Genomic DNA, 26,722 nt, shown 5'->3' on the forward strand with positions numbered 1-26,722 from the left:
AAGGAGTGCTGGCCGGGCGGCGACGCGGGGGAATGCGGGGCAGGCTGCGACGCGGGGGAGTGCGGGCCGGGCGGCGGTGTGAAGGAGTGCTGGCCGGGCGGCGACGCGGGGGAATGCGGGGCAGGCTGCGACGCGGGGGAGTGCGGGCCGGGCGGCGGCGTGAAGGAGTGCTGGCCGGGCGGCGACGCGGGGGAGCGAGGGGCAGGCGCCGACGCAGGGGGGTGCGGGCCGGGTGGCGGCGTGAAGGAGTGGCGGGCGCCGGGCGGCAGGCCCGATGGGGACTGGGCGGGCCATGCCGATGAGGTCGGGCCGGTGGCCGCGCGGGCTGCGGCGGCCAGGGCGGCCGCGCTCGGCCAGCGGTGCGCCGGATCGGTGGCCAGGGCCCGCTCGACCACCCCCAGGATCGGCGCCGGCAACTGCACCCCGATGGTGCGGGGCGCGGCCTGCAGCCGCTGCAACGCCACCGCGTACGGGTTGTCGCCCTCGAACGGGCGCTGCCCGGCCAGGCATTCGTACGCCGTCAGCCCCAGCGAATAGACGTCGCTCAGCCCCGTCGCCGCTTGGCCCAGCACTTGCTCGGGTGAGAGGTAGCTCGGCGTACCCAATATCGCGCCGGAGGCGGTCAACCGGCTCGCGTCGTCGTGCCGGGCGATGCCGAAGTCGGTGATCAGCACGGCCCCGTCGCGGCGGATGAGCAGGTTGGCCGGTTTGATGTCGCGGTGCACGATGCCCTGGTCGTGGATGGCCTGCAGCCCGTCGGCGGCCTGCGCGATCACCCGCATGGTCTGCTCCGGCGTCAGCCGCCCCGACCGGGCCAGCGCCTGGGCCAGCGACTCACCCTCGACGAATTCCATCACCAGATAGGTCACGTCGTGGCTGCGGCCGTAGTCGTGGATCGACGCCACCGCCGGGTGGTTGACCCGGGCCATCGCCGTCGCCTCGGCCAGGAACCGCTGGGCGAAGTCGGGGTCGTCGGCCACCGCGGGCAGCATCGCCTTGACCGCGATCGGCCGCCCGAGCACCTCGTCGACGCCGCGCCACACCTCGCCCATGCCCCCGGCGCCGATGCGGTCCACCAGCCGGTAGCGGTCGCCCAGCCTGAAGCCGATCTGCAGCATGACCGCACAGCTTAGGGTGCTCCGGTGACCCCCGGAAGATCACTCAAGCTTCGCATCGACGCCGCCTGATGTTGCGGTGGGCCCGACATATTGACGGGCGTGGAACGTAGGAATCTTCTTCGAGCGGCCGTCGCCGCCCCCGCCGCGACCCTCGTCCTGCCGGGGGCCGCGCCCGCGCACGCCACCAGCAAAGGGTTCGACAACGACAGCCCCCGCTTCGCGGTCGCGGTGCTGCCCGACACCCAGTACCTGTTCGACGCGGACAGCTCCGACCCGGCGCCCCTGCGCGAGACGTTCGACTACCTGCTGGAGCGGCGGACCGAGGACAACATCGCCTTCCTGACCCATCTGGGTGACGTCACCGAGCACGGCACCGAGCACGAGATCGGGCTGGCCGGGCAGACGTTCACCCGGATCGACGGCAAGCTGCCGTACAGCGTGCTGGCCGGCAACCACGACATCGACGGCTCGAAGGACGACCAGCGCGGGCCCAGCGCGTACCTGTCGCAGTTCGGTCCGCAGCGCCAGCGCAGGTCGAAGACCTTCCTGGGCGCCTCGAAGGACGGCTACAACAGCGCCCACCTGCTCGAGGCGGCCGACCGGAAATGGCTGATCCTGGCCCTCGACTGGCGCATCTCGGACAGCGGCCTCGAGTGGGCGCAAAGCTTGATCAACCAGCATCCGAAGACGCCGACGATCGTCACGACCCACGACCTGGCCTACGCCGATGACGGCGGACAGGCGTACCTCTCGGGTAATGGCCAACGGCTGTGGGACCGGCTGATCAAGGGCAACGACCAGATCTTCCTGACGTTGAACGGGCACTACTGGCCGCCCGGGCGCGCTGTGCTCAAGAACGACGCCGGCCGCGACGTGCACGTCCACATCACCAACTACCAGGACCGCTACTACGGCGGCGCCGGCATGATCCGGCTCTACCACTTCGACCTGGTACGCAACCGGATCGACGTCGAGACGTTCGCGCCGTGGTTCCTGGCCCGCGACCCTCAGAAGCGGACCCCGCTCGAGGCCGAGACGATCGAGCTGACCGGCGACGTCGACCGGTTCAGCCTCGAGTTCGACTTCGACGCGCGCTTCCCGGTCAAGAAGCCGGCCCCGCGTCCGGCCGCGCAGGTGGTCGACCGGCACACCGCCGCCTATTGGCGTTTCGACACGCCGGGCCAGTCGGTCGCCGACGGCGCCACGGTCCGCGATCTCAGCGGCAAGGGCAACCATCTCACCGTACGGCGTCTCGCGAACAGCACCGACCAGACGCTCACGGTGAGCAACGAGCACCACGTCGGCGCCCCCGCCCACGCCAGCCTGCGCTTCGACGGCGGCAAGGGCCCCGACCGCGGCGCGATCCTGCGGACGGCGGCCGGCGCCCCGATCACCACGGCCAAGTTCCTCGACGGCTACACGATCGAGGCGTTCATCAAGCTGCCCGAGCCGTTCGTCGGCGACCACGCCTGGATGGGCATCCTGAGCTGGGAGGGCCGGGCCGGCGACGCGGGCAAGCACAGCGGCTGGTCGGACCTGGAGCCCACGTGCAGCCTGAACGTGTCGGGCGAGCGTTTCCTGCAGTACGTGCTCTACTCCGAGGTCGGCGATCACAACCCGACGTCGTGGAGCCACGCCATGCCGACCGGCGTCTGGCAGCACCTGGCGGTCGTCAACGACGGCAAACGCTCGATCGTGCACATCAACGGCTCCAAGATCGCCCGTAACCCGACCCAGCCCGCCCGCGGCATCGCCACCCTCGGCCGTCCGTTCGTGATCGGGGCGACGTCGTTCGACCTCAAGTACGGGCAGGGCTTCTACGGCTGGATCGGCGACGTCCGGATCACTTCCCGCGCGCTGCGCCCCGAGCAGTTCCTGCCCGGCGGTCACTACCGCTGATCTTGTCGCAGGGCCGATGATCGGAGGATGGACAGGAAGGCCCGGGGTCTCGCGCTGCTGATCGCCGGGGCCTTCTTCATGGAGATCCTCGACGCCACGGTGATCGCCCCGGCGGCGCCCCACATAGCCGAGGACCTCGGGGTGCCGCCGGTCACGGTCAACGTGGCGATCACGGCCTACCTGCTCACCCTGGCCGTGTTCATCCCGATCAGCGGCTGGCTGGCCGAACGTTTCGGCGCCCGCCGCGTCTTCACCGCCGCGCTCATCATTTTCACGCTGGCCTCGGTGGGTTGCGCCCTGGCGGTCAACCTGCCGATGCTGGTCAGCACCCGCGTGCTGCAGGGCATCGGCGGCGCCCTGATGGTCCCGGTCGGCCGCCTGGTGGTCATAAGAACAACCGCAAAATCTGATTTAGTACGAGCCATCGCGTATCTGACGTGGCCGGCGCTCACGGCCCCGTTGATCGCGCCCGCGCTCGGCGGCATCCTCAGCACCTACGCCTCGTGGCGCCTGATCTTCCTCATCAACGTCCCGCTCGGCCTGCTGGCCCTGCCCCTGGCCCGCCGCCTCGTCCCCGACATGCGCGCCGACACCCCACGCAAGCTCGACTGGCGCGGTTTCCTGCTGGTCGCCACGGGCACCGCCGCCCTGGTGGCCGGTCTCGAGGGCGTGGCCGAGCAGCGCCCCCACTGGCCCCTGGCGACCGCCCTGCTCGTAGTCGCCGCCACCACCCTGATCGTCACCGTCCGCTACCTGCGGCGCACCGAGAACCCGCTGGTCGACCTGACCATCCTGCGCGTACACACCTACCGGGTGACCGCCCTGGGCGGCTCGGTCTTCCGAGCCGTCATCAACGCGATCCCGTTCCTGCTCCCCCTGCTTTTCCAACTGGCCTTCGGCTGGACCGCGGCCCAGGCCGGCCTGGCGGTGATCGCCCTGTTCGCCGGCAACATAGGCATCAAGCCGCTGACAACTCCCCTGATGCGCCGCTTCGGCATGCGCACGGTGATGTTCGGCGCCGTCCTGGCTTCCGCCGCCTGCCTGCTGGCCCTGGCCGCCCTGACCGACGAGACCCCGCTGGCAGTGATCCTGCCGGTGCTGGCCCTGAGTGGCGTCTTCCGCTCGATCGGCTTCACCACGTACAACACGGTCGCCTTCGCCGACGTCCCACCGGCCCGCCTGACCAGCGCCAACACCCTGAACTCGACCATCCAGGAACTGGGCGCCGGCCTGGGCGTGGCCTGCGGCGCCCTTCTCGTACGCCTCGGCGCCACCTTCACCGACACCGCCGAACCCCGCTTCCGCTTCGCCTTCCTGGCCCTGGCAGCACTGCTGGTAATCCCCGCCATCGAAGCGATCCGCCTCCCCGCCACCGCCGGAAACGTCGTCGCCGGCCGCTCGCAGACCTGACCGTTCTGAGCCGCCGCCCATCTCGACCACCACTCGGCCGCATACCGCGCCACCCACGTCTTCGCCGGCATTGCACTCCGCTGTGGCGCGAGGCGAAGGACATCCTGCTCGACCGGCCAGCCCCGGCAAGTTCGGCTCACCGAGATGCTCGACAACGCCGCTGTGGCGCTACCGCTGCTCGCCCCTGAGGACGAGCGCGCTGACGGCCTGACAGTGGCTCGCCAGAACGTCACACCGCGGCTCCGCGATGCCGTCCTCGTGATCGAGTTTCCCCGGTGCGACCTGCGTCCGGACTGCGCCTCCGAACGAACAGATCAAACTTGCGCCCGGAGCGGGAGACGATCGGCGGCGAGACGGCAGTCGAGTCGGAGAGGAAGCGGATCAGCAAGGCGATGCCGGCGGTCAGGATCGCGAGTGTGAGGGCCGCCGTGTCCGGTCGAGCAGGCTCGTGACAAGGTGGTCAGTCCGCCGACGGCGAGGGTGGTCGGCGTGGCGTCTGTCCACGATGCTCGGTCGTCATCGTCCGGCCCGGAAAGATCGAAGCCCCGAATGTGATTCCTGCGGGAACATGACTGTCGTGAATCGACAAGTACGGGTATGACGCCGATGCGGGCCGTTGCGCCGCCCGATGAGCTTGCGGGGCTGTTCGAGAGACATGCCCGGGAGCTGTTGCGCTATTGCACGCGGCGGGTGGGGGCCCAGCTCGCCGAGGATGTGGTGGCCGAGACGTTCCTGGTCGCGCATGAGCGGCGGGAGCGCTTCGATCCCGAGCGGGGGGAGTGGCTGCCCTGGCTGTACGGCATCGCGACCAATCTGTTGCGGCGGCATCGGCGGGCCGAGATCCAGGCCCTGCGCGACAACATGCGGGCCGTGGCGGGGGACGACGCGGGGCACGACGAGGCGGCGGCGCAGCGGGTCGACGCGGAGCGGTCGGTGGCGCGGCTGTCGGCCGTACTCGCGAAGCTGCCGGCCCGCCAGCGGGACGTGCTGATGCTTTTCGCCGTGGCGGAACTGGAGTACGCCGAGATCGCGGCGGCGCTCGGGATCCCGCTCGGGTCGGTCCAGTCGGCGTTGCACCGGGCTCGGGCCAAGGTGCGGGCGGCTCTCGGCAAGGACGGTGCGCGATGAAACCCATGGACCACGATCTGGTCGCCGTGCGCGACCTGCCACCGGGGATCGTCGAACCGTCGGACGAGGCGCTGGCCCGGGTGCGGCAGCGGGTGTTCGCGCGGCCCGCGCCCCGTCGGCTCGCCTGGGGGCCGATGATGCGGCGGTTCTGGGTGCCGGTGGCGGCGGCCGCGGCGGTGCTGCTGGTGGTCGGGGCCGGGCTGTACTTCCTGCGGCCGCGCACCATCTCGCAGCCGCATCCGGTGTCGTCGGACCCGGCGGTCGTGCGGCGGGTCTTCGACCGGCTGATCGCCGCGGCCGCCGACGCCACGCCCTACCGCCCGCGGGCCGGGCAGCTCATCTATCAGGACGGCCGGTGCGTCGAGCGTGACGCCGTCGACGGGCAGGCGTACGAAAAACGCACCGAGAGCTGGATCGAGCCCGCGACCGCGGCCTTCGTCGGATCGGTCGAGGGTGGGCCGGTGGCCGGGCCCACGCCCGAGGCCTGGGTGTCCGAGAACGCGAAGGACAGCTTTCGCACCCGGCCGCCGAGCGAGCGGCCGCTGCTCGAACTGACCGATTTTGTCGACGGTCCGACCGAACCGGCCGCGGCCCGGCGCGATTTGATCGACCGGATCACGACCGACACCGCGGTACCCGAGGACGACCAGGTCTGGGGCGCGATCTACGAGCTGGCGGTGCTCGACGCGCTCATTCCGGTGGAGCGGCGGGTCGCGCTCTACCAGGTGCTGGCGGGGCTCCCGGTCAGCGTCGGCGAAACGGGGGTGGACGGTCGCCGGTTGGTGATCGTCCGCTTCGCCACGCCGGCCGGGGCCTTCGCCGGTTACCTCGGCGAGGACAAGAATTACGACCTGCTGATCGATCCGGCCACCGGCTTCGTCGCCGGCACCCAGGTGCGGCTGGCCGACCCCGCCGCGACGTGGCCGGTGGAGACGGTTCCCAGCCGGTCGGCCCCGGCCCGCGTCGACCCTGACCTGGTGCGGCGCGACCTCTACCGCTTCGGCCTGGTCGAGAACATCGGGGAGCGGCCGTGACCGAGGGTGAGGACCGTGCCGCCGACCTCGATCGTGTCGCCCGGGCGCAGGTCGACCGTGGCGATGGGGTGCCCGTTGACCCGGGTGCCGTTGTGCGAGCCGAGGTCGGTCAGCGTGATCCGGTCGTCGTGGACCTCGACGATCAGGTGCCGGCGGGACACACCGGGGTCGCGCAGGCGCACGCCGGCCTCGCGGTCGCGGCCCAGCACGGTCAGGCCCGACGGCAGCCCCCAGGCCTGGCCCTCGGCGCTGACCAGCGTGGCCACCGCGTCGTCGGGGGCCGGCGCCGGGCGCGGGGGCGGCGGGTCGGGTTCGAGCAGGGCGGCCACCCGGAACGTGCCGGTGTCGAGGTCGTCGCCCTGGAAGACCTCGACCGAGATGTCGCCGTAGACGATCCAGGCCTGCTCGGCGATCAGCGCCGCCTGGTGGGTGGCCAGCTCTTGCGCCAGCTGGGCGGCGTGCGGGGCCCAGCGGCGGTGGTCGTAGGCCGACAGCCCGACCGTGTAGTGGTTGGGCACCATCGTGCGGCCGCCCGCCAGCAGCGCCTTGTGCCGTTCGGCCTCGCGGCGCATCGCGTCCAGGATGTCGTTCGGGCGCACCGCACCGGATGGCTCGAGACTCTCGAGCCCCACACGTTCGGGCGCAGCTGTCACGGCAGCCGAGTATGCCAGGCGGGCGCCGCCACGATCAGGAGACTGTCGCCCGGATGTCGCCCAGTCCCCGGGCCACCAGGAATTCGCCGCCGTCGGCGAGCCGGTCCGACCAGGTTTGGGCGGTGGTGTCCCATCGGCGCCAGAGACGGCGATCGGTCCGCACGGTGACCCGGGCCGACTGGCCGGGCTCGACGGTCACGGCCGTCCAGCCGACCAGGCGTACGGGTTCGTCCGGCTCGACCGGCCGCAGGTAGACCTGCACGACCTCGCGGCTCTCGTGCCGCCCGACGTTGGTCACGGTCACCGAGACCGACGGCGCGTCCCCGGTCACCAGCCGCACGTCGGTGTACCGCCACTCGCCGTAGCCGAGGCCGTGGCCCAGCCAGAACGCCGGCTCGGGGGCCCGGGCCGCGAAGTGGCCGCGGTAGCCGATGAAGGTGCCCTCGTCGTACGCCAATCGGCCCTCGACCGGGGTGACCGACCAGGCCGGGGCGGCTTCGTCGGCCGCGGGGAACGTCGTGACCAGGCGTCCGGCCGGTTCGATGTCGCCGAGCAGGGCCGCGGCCACGGCGTGCCCACCCTCCTGACCGGGCAGGCCGGCCCAGAGCACGGCGTCGACCCGCGGCAGCCACGGCATGAGCACCGGCGTGGCCGCGTTGACGATCACGACCGTACGCCGGGCCGCTCCGGCCACCGCCTCGACCAGCGCGTCCTGGGCGCCGGGGAGGCGCAGCGTGGTCTTGTCGACCGATTCCGTCTCTTGCTCCTCGGTCAGGCCGACCACGACCACGGCCACGTCGGCGCCCGCGGCCGCGCGCACGGCGTCGTCGATCACGTCGACCGTCTCGCGCGCCGCCGCGTGGCCGATCAACCCGTACAGGCCCATGTCGTTGATCTTGACTTCGGCTTCGAACCGGCTCGGAGCGGACGAGGGCACGACGGTGCGGGTGGGCGGGGTCAGCACCTCCTCGCCGATGCCGTGGCCCGAGGCGCGCAGCGGGAACGCCCTGCCGTCGGACAGCGTCCAGTCGCCGACGCCCATCACGCCCAGCTCGGCCGGCCCGTCGCTGTGCACGTCGGCCACGAGCCGGGCCGAGGCGACCGTTCCGGTGAAGTCGTCGTCCATGCCGATCATGGTCTTGGCCAGGGCGCAGAAACGCCGCTCGAGCTCGCCGCCCGCGGCGTCGTACAGGATGACGTCGATGCCCGGCTGCCCGTTCGAGGGCGCCGTGAGAAAACCACCCCGAGCGGGTACGGGCCGGGTGCGCACGTCCACGCCGTCGATCACGGTGACCCGGTTGCCGAGGCGCGCGCCCAGCCCTTCGGCCACGCTGACCTGGTACGGCGGGTTCACGACGGCCGAACCGCCACCCATGGTGATCGTGTCGACGGCGTGCCGCCCGATCAGCGCCACCGCGGTCGAGCTGTCCAGCGGCAGCAGGTCGTGGTCGTTCTTGAGCACGGTCATGCCGCGCGCGGCCAGCCGGGTCAACTGCTCCCGGCGTACGAGGGAACTGGGAACCGGCAGGTCGGCCGGGTACTCGCGCGGGGTGCCGAGGGCGCCCACCCGCTCGGCCAGCCGCAGCAGCCGCGTCACGTGGTCGTCGATCACCGCCTCGTCGACCTCGCCCGCTTCGACGGCCGCGACCAGCGCGTCGCCCCACGGCCCGCCCGGCCCCGGCATCACCAGGTCGAGCCCGCCGTTGGCGGCCGGCGCGACCGTCTTGGTGGCGAACCAGTCCGACATGATCAGGCCCTGGTAACCCCAGGCGCCCTTGACCACCTCGTTGTTGATGTGGTCGTTCTCGGTCGAGGCCACGCCGTTGACGTCGTTGTAGGCGCCCATGATCGACCACGCGTCGGCGTCGTCGACCGCGATCTCGAACGGCAGCAGGTACAGCTCGTGCAGCGTCTTGTCGTCGACGACGGAGTCGACGGTGTTGCGGTCGGTCTCGCTCTCGTTGGCGACCAGGTGTTTGAGGCAGGCGCCGACCCCGTTGTCCTGCATCCCCCGTACATAAGCGGCGGCCAGTTTGCCGGTGAGCAGCGGATCTTCCGAGTACGCCTCGAAGAGCCGCCCGCCCAGCGCCGTGCGATGCAGGTTGATCGTCGGGCCGAGCACGACGTGGATCCGCTGGGCCAGCGCCTCCTCGGCGAGCAACCGGCCGACCTCGTACGCGCTCTGCTCGTCCCAGGCCGAGGCCAGCAGCGTGGCGTTGGGGAAGAGGGTGGCCACCCGGCCGCCGGTGAACTTCAGCCCGCGGACGCCGGTGGGGCCGTCGGAGAAGCTCATCGCGTGCAGCCCGATCGACGGCTCATCGGCCAGCGTGAATGTCGAGGCGCCGGTGAGCAGACGCACCTTGGCTCGCAGGTCGAGCGATTTGACGAGGGCGGCGAGGTCGGACGTCATGCCCCCATGGTTACACGTGTAAGTTTGGTTGTCATGGCCGACTCAACCACCAAACGAGTCACCAGCGCGGACGTCGCCCGCCTGGCCGGGGTCTCCCGCGCCACGGTCAGCTACGTCCTCAACGACACGCCCCGCCAGACCATCTCGGCCGGCACCCGCGACCGGGTCCGCGACGCCGCCGCCCAGCTCGGCTACGCGCCGTCGGCGGCCGCCCGCACACTGCGCACCGGCCGTTCCGACGTGGTGCTGTGCCTGCTGCCGGACTGGCCCATCGGCCCCGAGGTCGGCTCCAACCTGGGCCACCTGTCGACCGCGCTGGCCCGGCACGGCCTCACCCTCGTCGTGCACCCCGGCAACCGCGAGGACCGGCCGATCGCCGAGCTGTGGAAGGCGATCACCCCCGCGGCCGTCATCGCGTACACCGGATTCTCGGACGCCGAGATGGCCGCGATGCGCTCGGCCGGGGTCTCGCTGGTGGTGGCCCTGTCCCGCCGCGACCGGGGCCGCGAACTGGCCGTGCCGCAAGAGCTGGTCGGGCGCCGGCAGGCCGAGCATCTGGCCCAGGCCGGGCACAGCCGGCTCGGTTACGCCTATCCCGACGATCCCCGCGTACGTTTCTTCGCCGAACCGCGGCTGGCCGGAGTTCGCGGTGCGTGCGCGGCCCGGCGTCTGCCGACGCCGGTCGGACTGACGGTTCCGCTCGACCCGGCAGCCGCGTCCGAGGCCGTACGGAGGTGGCAGGCGACCGGGGTGACTGCCGTGTGCGCGTATAACGACGAGGTGGCACTGGCGATCCTGGCCGGCGCCCGCCGGGCCGGGGTCGCCGTCCCCGGGGAGCTGGCGGTGATGGGCGTCGACGACATCGTGCCGGCCCGGCTGGCCGACCCGCCGCTGACCACGGTGACCACCGACCAGGCTGTGGTGGCCGCCCACCTGGCCGCCACGGTGGTGGCCGCGATGAACAGCCGGGCCGCCCCGACCCTGCCCGCGGCCGACATAGTCCGCGTCGTCTCCCGCGAGTCGGCGTAGCGCTCTGGACAGCTACCTCACAGCGAGGGCACATGGGCACCTCAGGCGGCGGGCGAACAGTGAAGGGGCAACCGAAAGCCCGCCGAAAGGGGGATGAGCGCTCATGCTCGTTTCGCTGAACAGCAACACCGGCCACCACGACTTCACCGCCACCGCGACCGACCTGCCGATCAACCCGGCGGGCCTGCCCGCCACGGTCGCCGGCCCCCGCCCCGCCGTGGCCTACCTGGGCCACCCCGGCCGGGTCGCCGGCCTGTCCACGCACCTGCCGTCCGGCTGGACCCTGCGCCGCGCAGCCGGCCTCGACGACATCGGCGCCGAAGAGATCGTGCTGATCGCCGCGGGCACCATCCGCGACGTCGAAACGGCCCGCCGGGTGCTGCCCCGCCGCTCGATGATCGTCGCCCTGGTCGACGAGGAGGCCCCCGCCGAAATCGTGGCCGGCGTCCTCACCGCCGGCGCCGACGCCTGCGTCCGCGGCGGCCAGCCCGCCATCCTGGCCGGCCACCTGGTCGCCTGCCGCCGCCGCGACCGCGCGACCCGCTGGTCGCAACTCAACGAACAAACCCGCCGCTACTGACCGCGGCGCGATCCCTCCAGCGCTGCCACCCCATCGCCCGGCAGGCGTCGATGTTTCCCGTCCTTGCCGGCGTCGCCCGCCGTCGGGTCGGCCTTTCCCGCCGTCGGGTCGGCCTTTCCGGCCGTCGTCTCCGGCCGCTTGCTCGCCGAGATCACCAAGGCCCTGCCGGGCCGGTGGAACGCTGATCCGTGCCGCCCGCGCCGCGTGGGGGCGCGCGGGCGCGGACGGCACGGAATCCGTTGCCGCGCCGACGCTGCCGCCACGGGGGTCACGGCAACGTCGGCGCGGAGCTCTCAAGCGGTCGGCGTGGCGCCGGCCGTGGGCCGAAGCACCTGACAGGTCTCGACCGCCTTCTCGGTCGCAGCATCATTGGTGTCCAGCTTGGACGGATCGGCGACGCCGTTCTCCTTGAGGCAGTTCTCGAAGGCGGCGTTCCGCCCGTCGCCCCGGTTGCCGTTGCCGCCACCGGGCCGTCCCGAGGGCCGCAGGGACGAGCATGCCTCCTGCGCCTTCTGCCAGGTCGAGTCGTCAACACCTTCCGGCTTGGCGAACATGCCCCCGCCCGGGAACCCACCGCCCCCGTTCCGAAAACCCGCACTGCCCGAAGGCCGCGGCATATCAGGCCCACCGGACGGGAATCCGGCCCCATCAGGCCCGCCGGACGGCCGCGCCCGAGGCCCGCCCGACGGCATCGCGATCGTGACCCCGTTCTGCCGAAGGCAGTCGGTGTAGGCGCTGAACGCGCTGCTCCGCCCACCGTCCGCGTTGTCACCACCGGTCCCCGGCGAGTCGGAGCCGCCACCACAAGCGGCGGCGAGCACAACGGCCGCGGAAGCCACGAGCAGCCCCGCCACCCGGCGATACTCCTGAGATCCGGCAATGCGCACGACGCCCTCTTCCCTCGGCTGCGAACGGTCGCCCCACACCCAAGCCCGCCCACCTCGCCACAGCGTCGGCACCACCTCGGAATCCCCTCGAAGCCTCATATGCGCGACCTGTGACAGCCATCCCGTCCAGGCGTTGCGTGCCTCCGGGCCGGATGAGCGACCGCGGCTGACGTCAAGACGTTGTGTCCGAGTAGACCTCTACGTCGTACAGAAGCCGAACAGGTTGTCCGTTGGTGACGCCGACGAAGACCGGTTCCCCGGCCGGCGTCCACCCCCGCCGCCAGACCTCGGCCCGCGCTTCCTCCCTGGACCCATGGTGAATCTTGTCCGCGCGATGCAGGTCCATCACCTGGCGGGCAGTCGTTCGGTTGCATTCCAATTGAATGCGCACCAGTGGCATGGGTTCACCCCCTCGCTCTCAACTTAACGGCGTTACATCAGATTATCAGCGTTAAGTCAGCGACGCGGTTGAGTAGGCTCGCAGCGTGAAGGCAGCAGGGTCGAAGACACCGGACGAGCGTCGCGCCGACGAGATCATCTCGATCTGGTTGCGCGATGAGGCGTCCCCGTCTCGACCTTCGCCGCTGACCCGGGAACGCATCGTGAACGAGGCCGTGAAGCTACTCGATCAGCATGGCGTCAACGGTCTGACCATGCGGCGCCTGGCCGAGGGCATGGACGTCACCGCCACCGCCCTGTACTGGCACGTGCGCATCAAGGAAGACGTCCTCGACCTGGCACTCGACCACATCTTCGGCGAAGTGCCGATCCCTGACTCGACGGCCGACTGGCGTGGCGACGTCCGTCGCCTGGTGCGGAACTGGCGAGCTGTCATGCTTCGGCACCCGTGGGCGCCGAGCCTGATCGGCCGGCCCGTCCTGGGTCCCCGCGTCCTCGCCCGTACCGAATATCTGCAGTCGGCTCTGGTGCGCGGTGGCCTCACCGACCTCGATCTGGCGGTTTCGACCCGCCTGCTGGCGAACTACGTCATCGGCGCGGCGCTGACCGAGGGAGTCTCCCGCCAGGGCGCCGATCCGCGAACATCGGACATCGCCCGGCGTCACATCACGCGAGACTCGGCGGCCTATCCCGTCATCAACGCCTCCGGTCATCTGGACACCGGCCGCTGGAACGACGACGACCTGTTCGACCGTGGCCTCGATGCGATTCTCGCCGGCCTGCCTCACCGCGACGCCTGACTGCCTCCAGCAGAGACCAACCGGCTCCTCGCGGCATGAACTTGTGAGCAGCTGCCCGGTCGGGCGAGAAAGGCAGACCAGGGCCAGGGCGATGCCGATCCGGCGTTCTTGTTCCTCGGCGATTTGCGCTGTGATCCGGCTCCGAGCCAGGTCGAAGTGCTGCAGGTGCCCCGGGGGAGCTTTCGCTGTGGCCCCGACCAGATCAGCGCCTGCCATGCGGAAATTGAGTGAGCCTCGCACGCCGAAGCCGCGCGTTACGGCCTGCTGATGTCGACGTTCCCGCGTGCGGTGCTCGGATCAACCGGGTGTCCGTTCTGGAGCCATCGAACCCGCCCGGCCGCCGCCAGCCGACGGGCGGCCCGCCGGACGTCCTCTCGTTCGCCGTCGATGTCGGTGAGCGGAAAACGCCGCTTGCGGTCAACCCACGCCAGAATCCGAGCCTCCAGATCCCGGTCGGCATCGCGATATCCGCGCCGGCGGCACGCGCCGCTGCACCACCGGACTTCGTCCCAGTCGGCGGCCCAGGCCTTGCGCCAGGTGATCGTTCGTCCGCACGAAGCACAGGTCTTGGATTCCGGAGGAGCCACGAAGCCGAGGATAGCCAAACCGGCCGACGCCAGCCGCTGACGCGGCTTCGCTCAGGTGGGCGGGCGCGCATCGGGCTCGTAGGCCTTTCGCCGACGCGCTCCACGTGGCATGGGCGGGCGGCGGTACGGGTACGACGACGTCCCTGAGGGGTGATCTTATGGGTGACGTTCTCTTGCTGTCCGGCGTCAGTCTGATCCTGATCGGATTGGTCGTAGCGGTCGTGCAGCTGCGCCGCGGCGACATCGGGTTCGGCCAGCTGCCGGGCGAGGACCGCGAGACGCGTCGTGCTGTCCGCCGGGCGATCCGGGACGGCCACACTGACGATGCCAGGATCGACCAGTTGGCCCGCCGCATTCTGCGGAGCACCCCGCGGGTTCACTGGGCCCCGTACTTCTTCGCGACGATGCTGGTCCTCTCGATCGCGGTCCTCATCGGTGTGGCGTTCACCGGCGGCAAGGTCGCTTTGCCCGCGTCCCAGATACTCCTATGGGCGGCCTTGATCGCGTTGGACGCCGTCAACAAGCGACGGGCAGCCAACTATCGAGGCTTGGGAGACGGCGGAATGACGACCACACCCAACCGGCCCGAGCCGATCTGACAGAGCCCGCCGCGCCGCTCTCACCGTTCCAGCAGCGCGGTCCTGTGACCGCTTCGCCCGCATCTCGGCGGTATGAGAGTGCGTCGCAGCGCCACAAACAGTCCGATCTTCAGATCATGAGCAACTGCGAGCATGCGAAAGGGCGCCCACTGGGAGGTGGGACGCCCCTTTCAGCGTGGTCCGACCGGAAGCCTAGAACCAGACTTTTCGACCGCCGACCGGGCGGCCGATGGCGCCGAGGATCCAGAGCGCTGCGCCCACTACCAGGAGAATGATGCCGATCGTGTAGAGAATCGGCACGCTCAGGAAGATGCCCAAGAGCAAGAGGATGAGTCCCAGAACCAGCATGACTTGCTCCCTTTCGTCGGCGGGCGTCTCCCGCCGACCGCCATGTACCCAGCACACCCAAAAGTCAATCCCGATCGATCGTTTACCCCCGTGCCGTCGCTGCGGTCCTTCGAGCCTGACTGCAATCAGGCCTGCCACAACGGCGCTGCCGAGAGGCCAGGCGTGGCCCGGCGCCAGGTCTCCTGAACGGGCAAGGCAGAAAGCGCACCAACGTCAGCCAGATCACACCTGCATGGCGGTGAAGATCACGGCTCGCCCGGCGGCGGCAGCTCTCTGATGGAAGGCCTGAACATCGACGAAGTTGTCCCAGGTGTACTCGAAGTCAGCATCGTCGAGGGCGCCAGAATAGTCAGCATCGTCGAGGGCGCCAGAATAGTCAGTGTCGCCGATGGCGTCGAAGCGGCGACGCAGCCGGCCTCGATCGACGTTCAGGAGCGCGGCTGCGACATCCTTGGACTCCGCGGCGCTGAGTGCAGGTGCCGCCCTCCGGGCACCGCGTGCGACAGCGGGTAGCCGGCGCTCTCCGGCTCGAGAGTGCCGTCGCCCAGGCTGCGGTGGACGGCGTCCCAGGCCTTGTCGGTGTCGACCTTCAGCTTGTCGTCCGACCACGACTCCTCAAGCTCCTCGATGAGTTCACCGGCCGCATCGTCGTCGGCCGTGAGCAGCGCGTTTTCCTGATTCGCCGTGACCGCGTAGTGAACTCCCAACATGCCAAGATCCTAGAAGCCAACGCTCGCGCCGCGTCACCAATTCAACCCAACACGTGCAGTGGCCGACGGGAGCACCTACCTCACCCCACCTGAGGAAGCCGATGAGGTACGCACTGACGGCGGCAGATGTGCGCGCTCGATAAGTCTTACGCGAGTGTTCGGCTTGAGGGCCGCGTTTCCCGGTTACCGGACTTCCTGCTCCGCTTTCCCGCACTTTCCAGAACTGGCACGGATTTTGTTTGGCGTGTCGCGGCCCGGGTTCGGGATAATAGTGCATGGCGCAATTGAGTTTGTTCTCCCGGTCGGAGATCACGGCCTGGCGGGATCGGACCCGGTCGCGCCGTTATTCGCCGGACAAAGAAGAATTCCGCCGCGATCATGCGCGCCGCCGGAACTGGGGGCTGAAAAGACGGCACGCAACAAAGCTGTGCCGATTGCACGGTTGTTCGCGGGAATGCGGAGCGCTGGGACTGCATGATCCGGCAGATCCGATACCACCGCTGATCTGGGATCACCAAACCAGTGCCACCCACCCGGTGCCCCGTGGCGGTGCACCGGCCGGTCCGCAACACCCGCCCACCGCCACGGACCCAGCCGACCGGCCCCCGCCCGTTGATCACGCACTGCCCGCAGATCGCGCTGCTGTGGCAGAGCCTGTCCCGCACAGCAGCCACGCTCAGACCAAGACGCCACACCCGGCAGACACAAAAGCCATAGCCAACGAATCGGGCCAAAACACCGCCACGACACCGCCACCAGAGACGGAGACACCCGACACATCGGGCCTGGCCACCGCGGCAACGCCGGTGGTAGCGCTGGGGGCTGCGGGCAGATCGGGCCTGGTGTCCGAGGCAACGCCGGTGGTAGCGCTGGGGGCTGCGGGCAGATCGGGCCTGGTGCCCGAGGCAACGCCGGTGGCAGCGCTGGGAACCGCGAGCAGATCGGGTCTGGTCACCGCGGTAATGCCGGTGGCGGTGTGGGGGGCTGCGGGCAGATCGGGCCTGGTCGTCGCGGCGACGCCGGTGGCGGTGCTGGGGGCCGTGGGCGTATCGGGCCTGGTCGCCGCGGAGATGTCGGTGACAGGGGCGAGACGGACGGCGCCTGCCCTCGACCGGCCACAACCGGTCGCCGCACGGATACGGGTCGTCCGGCCGGCATCAGCCGATTCGCCGGCAGCGACCGGTCACGCATCACCCGCTCACCCGCGGGAGCCAGCCGGTCGATCACAACCGGCCAGGCCGCAACCGCATAACCCAGCGCCTGTTGATCGGCCCACGCCCGGCGCCACGCGGCCGCCGGAGGTGCAGGCCGCGCTGACATTGCGGTGCCTGACCGACTCGCCCAGCAACAGCATCCCGGCCTGACACCCCACCAACCGACACCATCGAGGGCGTCACAGCACCACCGACGACGGTCCCACCAGCACACCAAACGGACATCGAACTGCGTCAACAACAGGACGCCTGCTGTCGACCGGCAGAAGACTGCTCTTGGGAGGCCTGCCCTATACCGGAATTCCACCACCGGCCGGGAAGCAGGCAACAATTCCAACAACCACTTCGCCATCTTCGATGACATAGGGACGTGCACTTGTCCGCGCGAATCCATACTCTGTTTTCAGCGTGCCATGTCGTCTGTGCGTGGTTCGAGAATACCGCTACAGCCGCCCTGATTGTTGCCGGGCCGCGGCGCCCTGGTGGGAGTTTTCGCCTGTCTTTAATCTACTTTACCCGGTAGCCGATTCACGACAGGTTGACTCATTCGTGAACGATTCAGGGACGGCGCCGCCGCTATTGTGGTGTCGTTGCGAAATGCACGGGCCTTGATGGGGTGTCCGCTTCTCGGCAAATCCGGATGCTGAGCCCCGCCGCCTGGCCGGCGTGCACCGTCGCGGCGGGCGTGACGCCGGCCGGTTCGCATCCGTGGACTTGTCAGTCACCCCGGCGGCGGCAGACAAGCCGGCGCCGAAACCCGCCGAGCCGAACAAGCGCGTCAGCCGTAGCGCGGCAACCTGCCGAAACCGGGAGTCGGGCGACGGGGTCGGCGGTGGGCGGTGGCGGGGTTCCGAGCGAATTCTGAGGTGGGATGGAGGGTGGGGCGAGGCGGGGGCGTGACACTTCCGGGCCATGGGTGAAGCACTGGGCGGCCGGCGGCGCTGGATCTGGGGTGTGGCGGCGGTTGTGGTGCTGGCGCTCGTTGTCTTTGGTGTGGTGCGGGCAGTCACGGCCGATGCCACGCAGGAGCCGGAGGCGGCTGAGACCGTGGCCGTTGACAAAGGGGCGGTGACGACCGAGGTGGCGACCACCGGGACCGTGCAGCCGGCTCAGAGTCGCAGCCTGGGGTTCTCGGTGGCGGGGACGGTGGAGAGCGTTTCCGTGCGGGCCGGGACCACGGTCACGGCGGGGCAGGCGCTGGCCTCGGTCGATGACACCGATGCGGCCAAGGCTGTCGAGGACGCGCAGGATGCCTTGGACGATGCGCAGGACGCGCTGTCCGATGCGCGGGACGCCGCCGAAGCGGAGCCGGACACGGGTTGTGGCTCGGATGTCGCGGCCGCGTACACGGCGCCGACAACCACGTCGAGCGCCACTCCGACGCCGACACCGACGCGTAGCGCGCTGCCGACCGCGACCACGGCGCCCGGCCGGACCACCGCGCCGACCAGGACCACCGCGCCGGCCAGGTCCACCGCGCCGACCAGGACCACCGCGCCGGCCAGGTCCACCGCGCCGACCAGGACCACCGCGCCGGCCGGACCCGTGGCGCCGGGGCGAAGCGGCGGCGGTAGCGGGCCGAGCTGCGCCGCTACCGGCGGGCAACAGGGCGGCCGGGACAGCGGCGCCGACCCCGTTCTCAGTGCCGAGCAGCGAGTGACCCAGGCCCGCACCACGCTCGAGAACGCCGAAGACGCCCTGGCCGGCGCCACCATCAAGGCCCCCATAGCTGGCCGCGTCCTAAGTGTCAGCGGCAAGGTCGGCAGCCAGGTCAGCGCTGGTAACAGCTTCATAACGCTGGCCGACATCTACGACATGCAGATCAGCGCGGACTTCCCCGAGGCCGACGCCGGCCGTCTGGCCGTACGCCAGAAGGCTGTCGTCACGCTGGCCGACCGGGCCGGGCAGGAGTTTGCCGCCACCGTCGTGCAGGTCGACCCGGTCGGCACCAGTGACGGGACCATGGTGCGGTACGGCGTGCTGCTCGCCTTCGATGACAAGCCCGATGACCTGCTGGTCGGCCAGTCCGCCCCGGTCCGGGTGACCACGGGGGCCAAGAGCGAGGTCCTCCGCGTACCCAGCACCGCCGTTCACGACGTGGCCGGTGATCACGGTGTCGTGCGCACGGGCAGCACCACGGTCAGCGTCGGGATCGGGCTGCGGGGCGACCGGTACACCGAGATCACCCGCGGGCTCGCGGAGGGTGACGAGGTGGCGCGCACGTGGTGATACAGCTGACTCCTCACAACTTCATAGGCAATTCCTAGGCGGCGTTGATACTTCTTCGGCGTGCTAACCGAAACGCGCACCGCCAAGGTGCTGGTCGTCGATGACGAGCCGAACATCTCCGCGCTGCTCAGCGCGACCCTGCGGCTCGTCGAGTTCGACGTCCGGGTGGCCGAGACGGGTCATCGGGCCCTGCTCGCGGCGGCCGAATACGAGCCCGACCTGATCGTGCTCGACGTGATGCTGCCCGACCTGGACGGCTTCGACGTGGCCCAGCGGCTGCGGGCCACCGGATCCCGGGTGCCCGTGCTGTTCCTCTCGGCCCGCGACGCCCTCGAGGATCGCATCTCGGGTCTGGCCGCCGGCGCCGACGACTACGTCACCAAGCCGTTCAGCCTGGAAGAGGTCGTGCTGCGGATCCGCGCGATCCTGCGCCGCACCCAGCCCGGCCTGGACGCGCCCGAACCGAGCGGGGTGCTGCGCTACGCCGACCTCGAGATGGACGAGGACGCCCACGAGGTGCGCCGGTCGGGCCGGGTCGTCGACCTCTCGCCGACCGAGTTCAACCTGCTCAAATACCTGCTGACCAACGCCGGCCGGGTGGTCAGCAAGGCACAGATCCTGGATCGGGTCTGGAAGTACGACTTCGGCGGGGACGGGCGCATCGTCGAGTCGTACGTGTACTACCTGCGCCGCAAGATCGACAAGGTCGACCCGCCGCTGATCCACACCGTGCGCGGGGTCGGGTACTCGCTGCGGCTGCCGCGCGGCGACGACTGACATGCGGCGCTGGACCCATTGGACGCTGCGGTCCCGCCTCGTGCTCGTGGTGGGCGTGCTCACCGCGGTGGCACTGCTGGCCGCGAACGTCGCCGGGCTGCTGCTGATCCGCAACTACCTGGGCGACCGCATCGACGACCAGTTGCTGGGCATGTCCCGGATGCTGGCCAAACCTCCGCCGGAATACACGGTCTCGCGGGCCGACCCCAGCGTCCGCTACTCGCGCTTCATCCACCCCGACGACGCCGGCCCGCTCAAGAAGCTCGGCCCCGATCAGGTCATCTACCGGTGCGACGCCGACGGCGTGCTGCTGCCCGAGTACAGCTCGTCGGCCGGCCTCGGTCGCCCGCCGATCCCGGTGGCCAGCGAGGTCAGCACCGACGGCCCGTACACGGTCAGTGCCAGCGACGGCAGCGCCGAGTGGCGGATGATCGCGGTCGCGAACACCGACGGCGGCGGTTTCACGGTGGCCGGGGTCTCGCTGGCCGAGGTCGACGAGACCACCGACCAGCTGCTGTTCATCGACCTCGGCGTCAGCGTGCTGGTGCTGGGCCTGCTCGGCCTGGGCGCGGCCTTCGTCGTACGCCTGGGGTTGCGGCCCTTGACGGCCATGGAACGCCTGGCCGCCGACATCTCGGCCGGCAACTTGAGCGGCCGGGTGACCGACGCCGATCCGCACACCGAGCCGGGCCGTCTCGGTCTGGCCCTCAACTCGATGCTGGGCCGGATCGAGGCCGAGGTCGGCGCGCGCACCGCCTCGGAACGCCGGATGCGCCAGTTCCTGGCCGACGCTTCGCACGAATTGCGTACGCCATTGACCTCGATCCGTGGTTTTGCCGAGTTGCACCGGCGCGGTGGCGTGCAGCCCGGCCCGGCCCTCGACCGCATCGAGTCCGAGGCGGGCCGGATGAGTGTGCTCGTCGAGGACATGCTGATGCTGGCCCGCCTCGATCAGCAACGCCCGCTGGCCCGCGGCCCGGTCGATCTGCTCGAGGTGGCCGCCGACACGGTCCGTGACGCGCACGCCCGTGATCCGGGGCGCACGGTGCTGCTGGCCGGACTGCGCGACGACGACGACACGTTCGAGCCGGCCACGGTGCTGGGCGACGAGCACGCATTGCGGCAGGTCGCCACCAACCTCGTCGCCAACGCGCTCCTGCACACGCCGAAGAACACCCGGATCACCGTACGGGTAGGGGTGATGCCGGCCCGGCCACCCGCACCCGCCAGTGTCGTGTCGGGGACGGCCCTGCCCGTCGGCCCGCAGATCGCCGTACTCGAAGTGACCGACAACGGCCCGGGGATAGCCGCCGAGCATGCGCCACGGGTCTTCGAGCGGTTGTACCGGGCCGATCCGAGCCGGTTCCGGGGCAAGGGCGGCGGATCCGGGCTGGGTCTGTCCATCGTGGCCGCGCTGGTGCACGATCACGGCGGGTGGGTCGAGCTCGACTCCGTGCCGGGTGGGGGAGCGACGTTCCGGGTCGTGTTGCCGGCCGTCGTGCTCTGAGGTGGTTCCCAGGTTGCGCCGAAGCTGTTCCGAGCACCGGCCGCCACAGTGTCCGGCATGCCTGCGCGCCTCACCCTGCGACGTCCCGCGGTGGCGGTCAACACCGCCCTCGGCGTCCTCATCGTAGCCGGGGGCTTCTGGGCCTACCGGAGCCTGACCGGGGACGACGCGCCTGCCGCGGCCGCCTCCACCCGCACGGTCGCGGTGCAGGAAGGCACCGTCACCAAGACAGTGACAGCGGACGGGACGGTGGAGAGCGCCAGCACGGCGACCGCCAGCTTCGGCACCGCCGGCACCGTCACTTCGATTTCCGTACGGGTCGGTCAGAAGGTCGCCAAGGGCCAGGTGCTCGCGAAGGTGGACCCGGCCGAGGCGCAGCGCTCGCTGGACGCGGCGAACGCCGACCTGGACGCGGCCCGGGACGCCGTCGACCGTGCCGAGGATGCGGACTCGGACACGTCGAGCGCCGAGAACGAGGTCGAGCAGGCCGAACTGGCGGTGGACAACGCCGAGGCGGCGGTGGCCGGAACGATCCTGAAGGCGCCGATGGCGGGCACGGTCACGGCCGTGAACGGAACCCTGGGCAGCTCGTCCGGAGCCGGCAGCCAGGGCGGCGGCACCAGCCAGCAGGATTCGGCGGCGACCGGTTTCGCCGAGATCCAGGACCTGACGAAGATACAGGTCACGGCCGCCTTCGCCGAGGCCGACGCGACCAGGTTGAAAGAGAAGCAGGCCGCCACGATCACGTGGAACGCGCTCGACGGAACGTCGGCCACGGGCCGGGTCACCGCGATCGATCCCTCGGCCACCTCGGCCAACGACGTGGTCACGTACGGCGTAGCGCTCTCGCTCGACAAGCTGCCGGCCGGGGTCAAGGCCGGCCAGACGGTGAGCGTGGCCGTGACCACCGGCAGCGTCGAGAACACGCTGATGGTCAGCTCGGCCGCGATCACCTCGGTCGGCACCCGGCACTCGGTGACGGTGCTCAACGGCGGAGCCCAGGAGGTGCGCCCGGTCGAGATCGGTCTCGAGGGCGACAGCGCCACCCAGATCACCGCGGGCGTGCAGGCCGGCGACCGGGTCGTGCTGCGGGAGACGGCGACGACCACCAGTCAGACCGGCGGCAACCGGGGTGGCGGCTTCCCTGGAGGCTTCCCGGGCGGGGGTCCGCGATGAGGCGGCCGGTTCTGGACGTACGGGACCTGACGAAGACGTACGGCGAAGGCGAAGCCACCGTGCACGCCCTGCGCGGAGTGTCGATGACCGTCGAGCGCGGCGACTACGTGGCGATCATGGGCTCGTCCGGTTCGGGCAAGTCGACGTTGATGAACATCCTGGGCGCGCTCGACGTACCGACCACCGGCACCTACCTGCTCGACGGGGTGGACGTCAGCGACCTGGCCGACCGGCAACTGGCCCTGGCCCGGAACCGGCTCATCGGCTTCATCTTCCAGGCGTTCAACCTCATCCCGCGGATGAGCGCGGCCGGCAACGTCGAACTTCCCCTGGCGTACGCGGGAATCAAGCCCGACGAACGACGGCGCCGGGCTCGGGCCGCCCTGGACGTGGTCGGGCTCGCGGAGCGGGCCCGGCACGAGCCGAACCAGCTCTCCGGTGGTCAGCAGCAGCGGGTGGCCGTGGCCCGCGCGCTGGTCACCGAGCCCGCGCTGCTGCTGGCCGACGAACCGACCGGCAACCTCGACACCCGCTCCACCGAGGACGTGCTCGACGTCTTCGACCAGCTCAGCGCGGCCGGCCGGACGATCGTCATCATCACCCACGAGCCCGAGGTCGGGGCCCGGGCCAAACGCCTGATCCGCCTGGTCGACGGCCGGATCGTGCACGACGTGCGGCAGCGCCCATGAGCCTCACCTTCGCTCTGCGCGGGCTGTCGGCCAACAAGTTGCGCTCGTCGTTGACCATGCTCGGCATCCTCATCGGGGTGGCGGCCGTGATCCTGCTGGTCGCGGTCGGCAACGGCTCGGCGAAAGCGATCAGCGACCGGATCGAGGCGCTGGGCACCAACACGATCACCGTGATGAGCGCCGGTCGCACCGGCTCCGCGCTGACCACCGAGACGGCCGGAGCGCTGGCCGACCCCGTGCTCGCGCCCGACGTGCGATCGGTGTCGCCGGTGGTCAGCGCGTCGGCCACGGTCACCTACGAGGGCGCCGACCACGAGGTCAGCTCGTTCGTGGGCACCACGCCGGGCTGGTTCGCCGCGTCCAACACGCCGGTCGGGCGGGGCGCCGCGTTCACCACCGACGACGAGGCCCAGGGCCGCCGCGTGGTGGTGCTCGGCCCGACCGTGGCCGAGGAACTGTTCCCCGGCGCCGACCCGATCGACCAGCAGGTCACCGTGGGCGGCGCGCTGTTCACCGTGATCGGGGTGCTGGCCGGGAAGAGCTCGACCGGCTTCCAGGACGCCAACGACACGGCGGTGGCCCCGCTGACCGCCGTGCGCCAGGTGCTCACCGGCTACGGCTCGCTCAACTCCATCCTGGTCGAGGCTTCGTCACCGGCCCAGGTCGACGCCGTGCAGTCCCAAGTGTCGACGATCCTCGGCCTGTCCCTGGACGAGACGCAGTACCGGATCCAGAACGCCTCACAACTGCTCGAGACCCAGACCGAGACGGCCGACACCTTCACCACGCTGCTGGGCGCGGTGGCCGCGATCAGCCTGCTCGTCGGCGGCATCGGCATCACCAACATCATGCTGGTCACGGTGACCGAGCGGACCCGCGAGATCGGCATCCGCAAGGCCCTGGGCGCACCCCGCCGGGTCATCCTGACCCAGTTCATGATCGAGGCCACGCTGCTGAGCGTCCTCGGCGGCCTGCTGGGCGTGGCGGCCGCGCTGATCGGCAGCAGCTTCGAGATCGTCGGCGTACGCCCGGTGATCGTGCCCAGCTCGGTCGGCCTGGCCCTGGGCGTCTCCATCGCCATCGGCCTGTTCTTCGGCGGCCTGCCCGCCGCCCGCGCCGCCCGCCTGCGCCCGATCGACGCGCTGCGCTACGAGTGAGGACCCCATGAACGACGACACCGCCATCCTCGACACCCCGGACGACGGCCTGGCCGCCGAGCTGGCCAAGGCCGCCCCACGCCGCTGGTGGAACAAAGGCACCATCCTGCTCGGCGCGGGCCTCCTGCTGATCGGCGGCTTCGCCACCGGCCTGCAAACCCAAAAGAATTACGGTACGCAGGACACGCCGACCGCCCGCCCCGGCGCATTCGGCAACGCCCAGAACCGCACCGGCTACGGCGCCCCCAACTTCCCCGGCGGCGCCCAGGCCGGCGGCGCTCGAGCGGGCGACGCTCAAGCGGGCGGTGCCCAGGCCGGCGGTGCCCAGGCCGGCGGCGCTCAAGCGGGCGGTGCCCAGGCCGGCGGTGCCCAGGCCGGCGGCGCTCAAGCGGGCGGTGCCCAGGCCGGCGGCGCTCAAGCGGGTGGTGCTCAAGCAGGCGGTGCCCAGGCGAGCGGCGCCGCGGCCGCCACCACCGGCAAGGTCAAGCTGGTCAACGGCACCACCCTCTACATCGAAAAGTCGGACGGCACCGTGGTCACAGTCAAGACCGACGGCAAGACGACCGTGTCCACCGCGTCGAAGAGCAAGCTGACCGACGTCAAAACCGGCCAGTCCGTCACGATCCAGGGCAACACCGCCACCGACGGCACAATCACAGCCTCCACAGTGACCACCACGAAGTAGCCCCCGCCGCTCGAACAAGCGGCCCCAGCGGACACCACTGCCTAAGCAGTTCAAGACGCCGTCGAGAACGCGCCCCCGGTGGAGGCGCCGCCGCAGGCCCGCGGCCAGGGCCGGGCCGCCCTGGGGCGCGCCGCTAGGGCCGGCTCGCCCGAGACAGGGGCCGGGCCACCCCGGGCGAGCCGATGCGGCCGGCTCACCTGAGGCCAGGGGCCGGGCCACCTCGAGCGAGCCGGCCACGTCACCTCACCCGCCCACCGCGTGAGCCGGTCTTGTGTTCTCGCCCGTCCACCTCGGGTGAGCCGGTCGCGTCGCCTCACCTGCCGACCGTGTGAGCCGGTCTTGTGTTCTCGCCCGTCCACCTCGGGTGAGCCGGTCGCGTTACCTCACCCGCTCACCACGCACCCGGAACATTACGGGCCGGCACCTCTGATTTTCGCGGGACTACGGGGCGAGCCATGTATGTTGCGCGCAGAGAGTCCTTGTCCACGTTGTCCGACGAAGAATTACTCCGACCCGAAGTCCAAACGCACAGCCAGATCTTGGCGGTGCGATGGGTGTCTACGCGGCGCAATCCTTCCGAAACTGCCGAGACGCTACGCCGATTCTAGCCTGATCGAAGAACGATTTTCGATACCTTTCTGGAGCCTTTTTGGCCGAGAAATTTCTTCTGGATTGGCATGATCGAATCTTGGCGAGCGGTACGCAGGATGCGGGAAAATACTCCATGCGATACCAGCAGCTCCAGTTGTTCACCCGCCCGGTGACCGCTGCACTGCGCGATCGCACAAGAGCACGCAACTATTCACCCTCAAGAGAAGATTTCCGCCGCGACCACGCCCGCCGCCGCCGATGGGGCCTGGCCCGCCGCCACGCCCAGAAACTCTGCCGATCCCACGGTTGCTCCCGCGAGTGCGCAGAACTGGGCCTGCACGACCAGTCCGAGCCCGTCCCACCGCTGATCTGGCCAGAGGGCGCGACAAGCATGCGCCAGCCCTCACCGGCCGACCCTGTCCGCGCATCGACGGATGCGCCATCGAGCAGCAGGCAGCCGACCAGTCAATCTATCCACGCCGAGCGCGCCCCTACCGCGCACGGCGCAGGAGCCGCAGCACGCACAGGGCCATCCCGCCTGGTAGAAACGTCGGCCCAGGTGATCACTCGCGCTGGGCTGACCTCCGGCGCGCCGCCGATTTCCCTTGCCCGGCCGGTCGCTTTTGCTCGCGTCGTTCGTCCCGCTTGGCCGGCTGCATCGTGCTCCGTTGATCACCTGCGCCTGGCCGGTTCTTCCCTCGTGGCCAAGTCCCGTGTCCATCCGGCTTCTCGTGCGTGGCCGAGTTCTCGTGTGTGGCCGAGTTCTCGTGCGTGGCCGAGTTCTCGTGCGTGGCCGACTTTCCGTGCGTGGCCGACTTCTCGTGCCTGGGCGAGTTGTCGTGCCTGGCGACTTCTCGTGCCCAGCCGGGCTCCCGTTGCTGACCGATTTCTTGCGCGTGGTCCGCCTCTCGCACGCGAACGGTCCCTTGTGCCCGGCCGATTCTCTGCGACTGGTTTATTCCTCGTTCCCGGCTGATTTCGTGCGGCTGGACAGCTCCGATGTTTTGGTCGATCTTCTGTATCGGACTGAGTTTGCATTTCGCGTCGAATTGTTGTGCCGCAACGGATTGATCAACAGGGCGGAATTCGAACAATGGGTATTCCGG

The 26,722-nt window shown here is 70.3% G+C and carries 21 protein-coding genes and 1 pseudogene; 15 read left to right on the forward strand and 7 right to left on the reverse strand.

The features are described from left to right. Positions 1–1,118: serine/threonine-protein kinase (locus tag M1L60_RS12065; protein ID WP_253237463.1), on the reverse strand; the 1,118-nt coding region annotated here is incomplete at its 3' end. 99 nt (positions 1,119–1,217) lie between these two features. Between M1L60_RS12065 and M1L60_RS12070 the strand changes: the two genes are divergently transcribed. The 4 genes from M1L60_RS12070 (at position 1,218) to M1L60_RS12085 (ending at position 6,589) form a co-directional block, all read left to right on the forward strand. Continuing rightward, positions 1,218–3,017, forward strand: a complete 1,800-nt coding sequence (locus M1L60_RS12070; protein ID WP_253237464.1) for a LamG-like jellyroll fold domain-containing protein — start codon at positions 1,218–1,220, stop codon at positions 3,015–3,017. A 27-nt stretch (positions 3,018–3,044) separates the two neighbouring features. Beyond that, entirely contained in the window at positions 3,045–4,427 is a 1,383-nt protein-coding gene (locus tag M1L60_RS12075; protein ID WP_253237465.1) for an MFS transporter, read from the forward strand. 606 nt (positions 4,428–5,033) lie between these two features. Continuing rightward, positions 5,034–5,555 carry an RNA polymerase sigma factor gene (locus M1L60_RS12080; protein WP_253237466.1) on the forward strand — a complete coding sequence of 174 codons (522 nt, stop codon included), beginning with the start codon at positions 5,034–5,036 and terminating at the stop codon, positions 5,553–5,555. Then, the gene (locus M1L60_RS12085) at positions 5,552–6,589 is read left to right on the forward strand and encodes a hypothetical protein (RefSeq protein WP_253237467.1); all 1,038 of its coding nucleotides are present in this window, start codon (positions 5,552–5,554) and stop codon (positions 6,587–6,589) included. The genes M1L60_RS12080 and M1L60_RS12085 overlap by 4 nt, the downstream gene beginning before the upstream one ends. On the opposite strand, the gene M1L60_RS12090 is transcribed toward M1L60_RS12085, so the two are convergent. Together M1L60_RS12090 and M1L60_RS12095 are read right to left on the reverse strand one after the other, a co-directional pair. Beyond that, positions 6,547–7,242, reverse strand: coding sequence for an FHA domain-containing protein (locus M1L60_RS12090; protein ID WP_253237468.1), 696 nt, complete (start codon positions 7,240–7,242; stop codon positions 6,547–6,549). The genes M1L60_RS12085 and M1L60_RS12090 overlap by 43 nt on opposite strands. A 34-nt stretch (positions 7,243–7,276) precedes the next feature. Further along, the gene (locus M1L60_RS12095) at positions 7,277–9,652 is read right to left on the reverse strand and encodes a beta-glucosidase family protein (protein ID WP_253237469.1); all 2,376 of its coding nucleotides are present in this window, start codon (positions 9,650–9,652) and stop codon (positions 7,277–7,279) included. Positions 9,653–9,685: 33 nt separating this feature from the next. Between M1L60_RS12095 and M1L60_RS12100 the strand changes: the two genes are divergently transcribed. Both M1L60_RS12100 and M1L60_RS12105 read left to right on the forward strand, forming a co-directional pair. Further along, a complete protein-coding gene (locus M1L60_RS12100; protein WP_253237470.1) occupies positions 9,686–10,681 on the forward strand; it encodes a LacI family DNA-binding transcriptional regulator in 996 nt (331 codons plus the stop codon). A 103-nt stretch (positions 10,682–10,784) separates the two neighbouring features. Beyond that, positions 10,785–11,261 carry a hypothetical protein gene (locus M1L60_RS12105; protein ID WP_253237471.1) on the forward strand — a complete coding sequence of 159 codons (477 nt, stop codon included), beginning with the start codon at positions 10,785–10,787 and terminating at the stop codon, positions 11,259–11,261. Between the two features lie 293 nt (positions 11,262–11,554). Here the strand turns inward: M1L60_RS12105 and M1L60_RS12110 are convergent, their stop codons facing one another. Next, a complete protein-coding gene (locus M1L60_RS12110; RefSeq protein WP_253237472.1) occupies positions 11,555–11,815 on the reverse strand; it encodes a hypothetical protein in 261 nt (86 codons plus the stop codon). An 818-nt stretch (positions 11,816–12,633) separates the two neighbouring features. Between M1L60_RS12110 and M1L60_RS12115 the strand changes: the two genes are divergently transcribed. Next, entirely contained in the window at positions 12,634–13,347 is a 714-nt protein-coding gene (locus M1L60_RS12115; RefSeq protein ID WP_253237473.1) for a TetR/AcrR family transcriptional regulator C-terminal domain-containing protein, read from the forward strand. Between the two features lie 254 nt (positions 13,348–13,601). Here the strand turns inward: M1L60_RS12115 and M1L60_RS12120 are convergent, their stop codons facing one another. Next, on the reverse strand, positions 13,602–13,934 hold the full coding sequence (locus M1L60_RS12120; protein ID WP_253237474.1) for a DUF2256 domain-containing protein: 333 nt from the start codon (positions 13,932–13,934) through the stop codon (positions 13,602–13,604). A 173-nt stretch (positions 13,935–14,107) separates the two neighbouring features. Here M1L60_RS12120 and M1L60_RS12125 point away from each other — a divergent pair, with 173 nt between their 5' ends. Beyond that, a complete protein-coding gene (locus M1L60_RS12125) occupies positions 14,108–14,533 on the forward strand; it encodes a hypothetical protein (protein WP_253237475.1) in 426 nt (141 codons plus the stop codon). A gap of 192 nt (positions 14,534–14,725) precedes the next feature. Here M1L60_RS12125 and M1L60_RS12130 read toward each other — a convergent pair whose 3' ends face one another. Continuing rightward, positions 14,726–14,881, reverse strand: coding sequence for a hypothetical protein (locus tag M1L60_RS12130; RefSeq protein ID WP_215788393.1), 156 nt, complete (start codon positions 14,879–14,881; stop codon positions 14,726–14,728). Between the two features lie 222 nt (positions 14,882–15,103). Further along, positions 15,104–15,591, reverse strand: a pseudogene (locus M1L60_RS48255) (YfbM family protein). A gap of 2,126 nt (positions 15,592–17,717) precedes the next feature. On the opposite strand from M1L60_RS48255, the gene M1L60_RS12140 reads away from it, so the two are divergent. From M1L60_RS12140 to M1L60_RS12170, 7 genes are read left to right on the forward strand one after another with little or no spacing between them, the layout of a single operon-like run. Next, a complete protein-coding gene (locus M1L60_RS12140; RefSeq protein WP_253237477.1) occupies positions 17,718–19,034 on the forward strand; it encodes an efflux RND transporter periplasmic adaptor subunit in 1,317 nt (438 codons plus the stop codon). A gap of 60 nt (positions 19,035–19,094) precedes the next feature. Next, positions 19,095–19,811 carry a response regulator transcription factor gene (locus M1L60_RS12145; protein ID WP_253237478.1) on the forward strand — a complete coding sequence of 239 codons (717 nt, stop codon included), beginning with the start codon at positions 19,095–19,097 and terminating at the stop codon, positions 19,809–19,811. Position 19,812: 1 nt separating this feature from the next. Then, positions 19,813–21,318: a sensor histidine kinase gene (locus tag M1L60_RS12150; RefSeq protein ID WP_253237479.1), complete on the forward strand. Its 1,506-nt coding sequence runs from the start codon at positions 19,813–19,815 to the stop codon at positions 21,316–21,318. A 57-nt stretch (positions 21,319–21,375) separates the two neighbouring features. Next, complete coding sequence (locus tag M1L60_RS12155; protein WP_253237480.1) at positions 21,376–22,494, forward strand: efflux RND transporter periplasmic adaptor subunit; 1,119 nt, start codon at positions 21,376–21,378, stop codon at positions 22,492–22,494. Beyond that, positions 22,491–23,183, forward strand: a complete 693-nt coding sequence (locus tag M1L60_RS12160; protein WP_253237481.1) for an ABC transporter ATP-binding protein — start codon at positions 22,491–22,493, stop codon at positions 23,181–23,183. Before M1L60_RS12155 ends, M1L60_RS12160 begins: the two co-directional genes overlap by 4 nt. Next, positions 23,180–24,340, forward strand: coding sequence for an ABC transporter permease (locus M1L60_RS12165; RefSeq protein ID WP_253237482.1), 1,161 nt, complete (start codon positions 23,180–23,182; stop codon positions 24,338–24,340). Before M1L60_RS12160 ends, M1L60_RS12165 begins: the two co-directional genes overlap by 4 nt. A gap of 7 nt (positions 24,341–24,347) precedes the next feature. Then, entirely contained in the window at positions 24,348–25,025 is a 678-nt protein-coding gene (locus M1L60_RS12170; protein ID WP_253237483.1) for a hypothetical protein, read from the forward strand. Positions 25,026–26,722 lie beyond the last annotated feature (1,697 nt).

It is taken from the genome of Paractinoplanes aksuensis, assembly GCF_024137025.1.
Lineage (GTDB): Bacteria > Actinomycetota > Actinomycetes > Mycobacteriales > Micromonosporaceae > Actinoplanes > Actinoplanes aksuensis.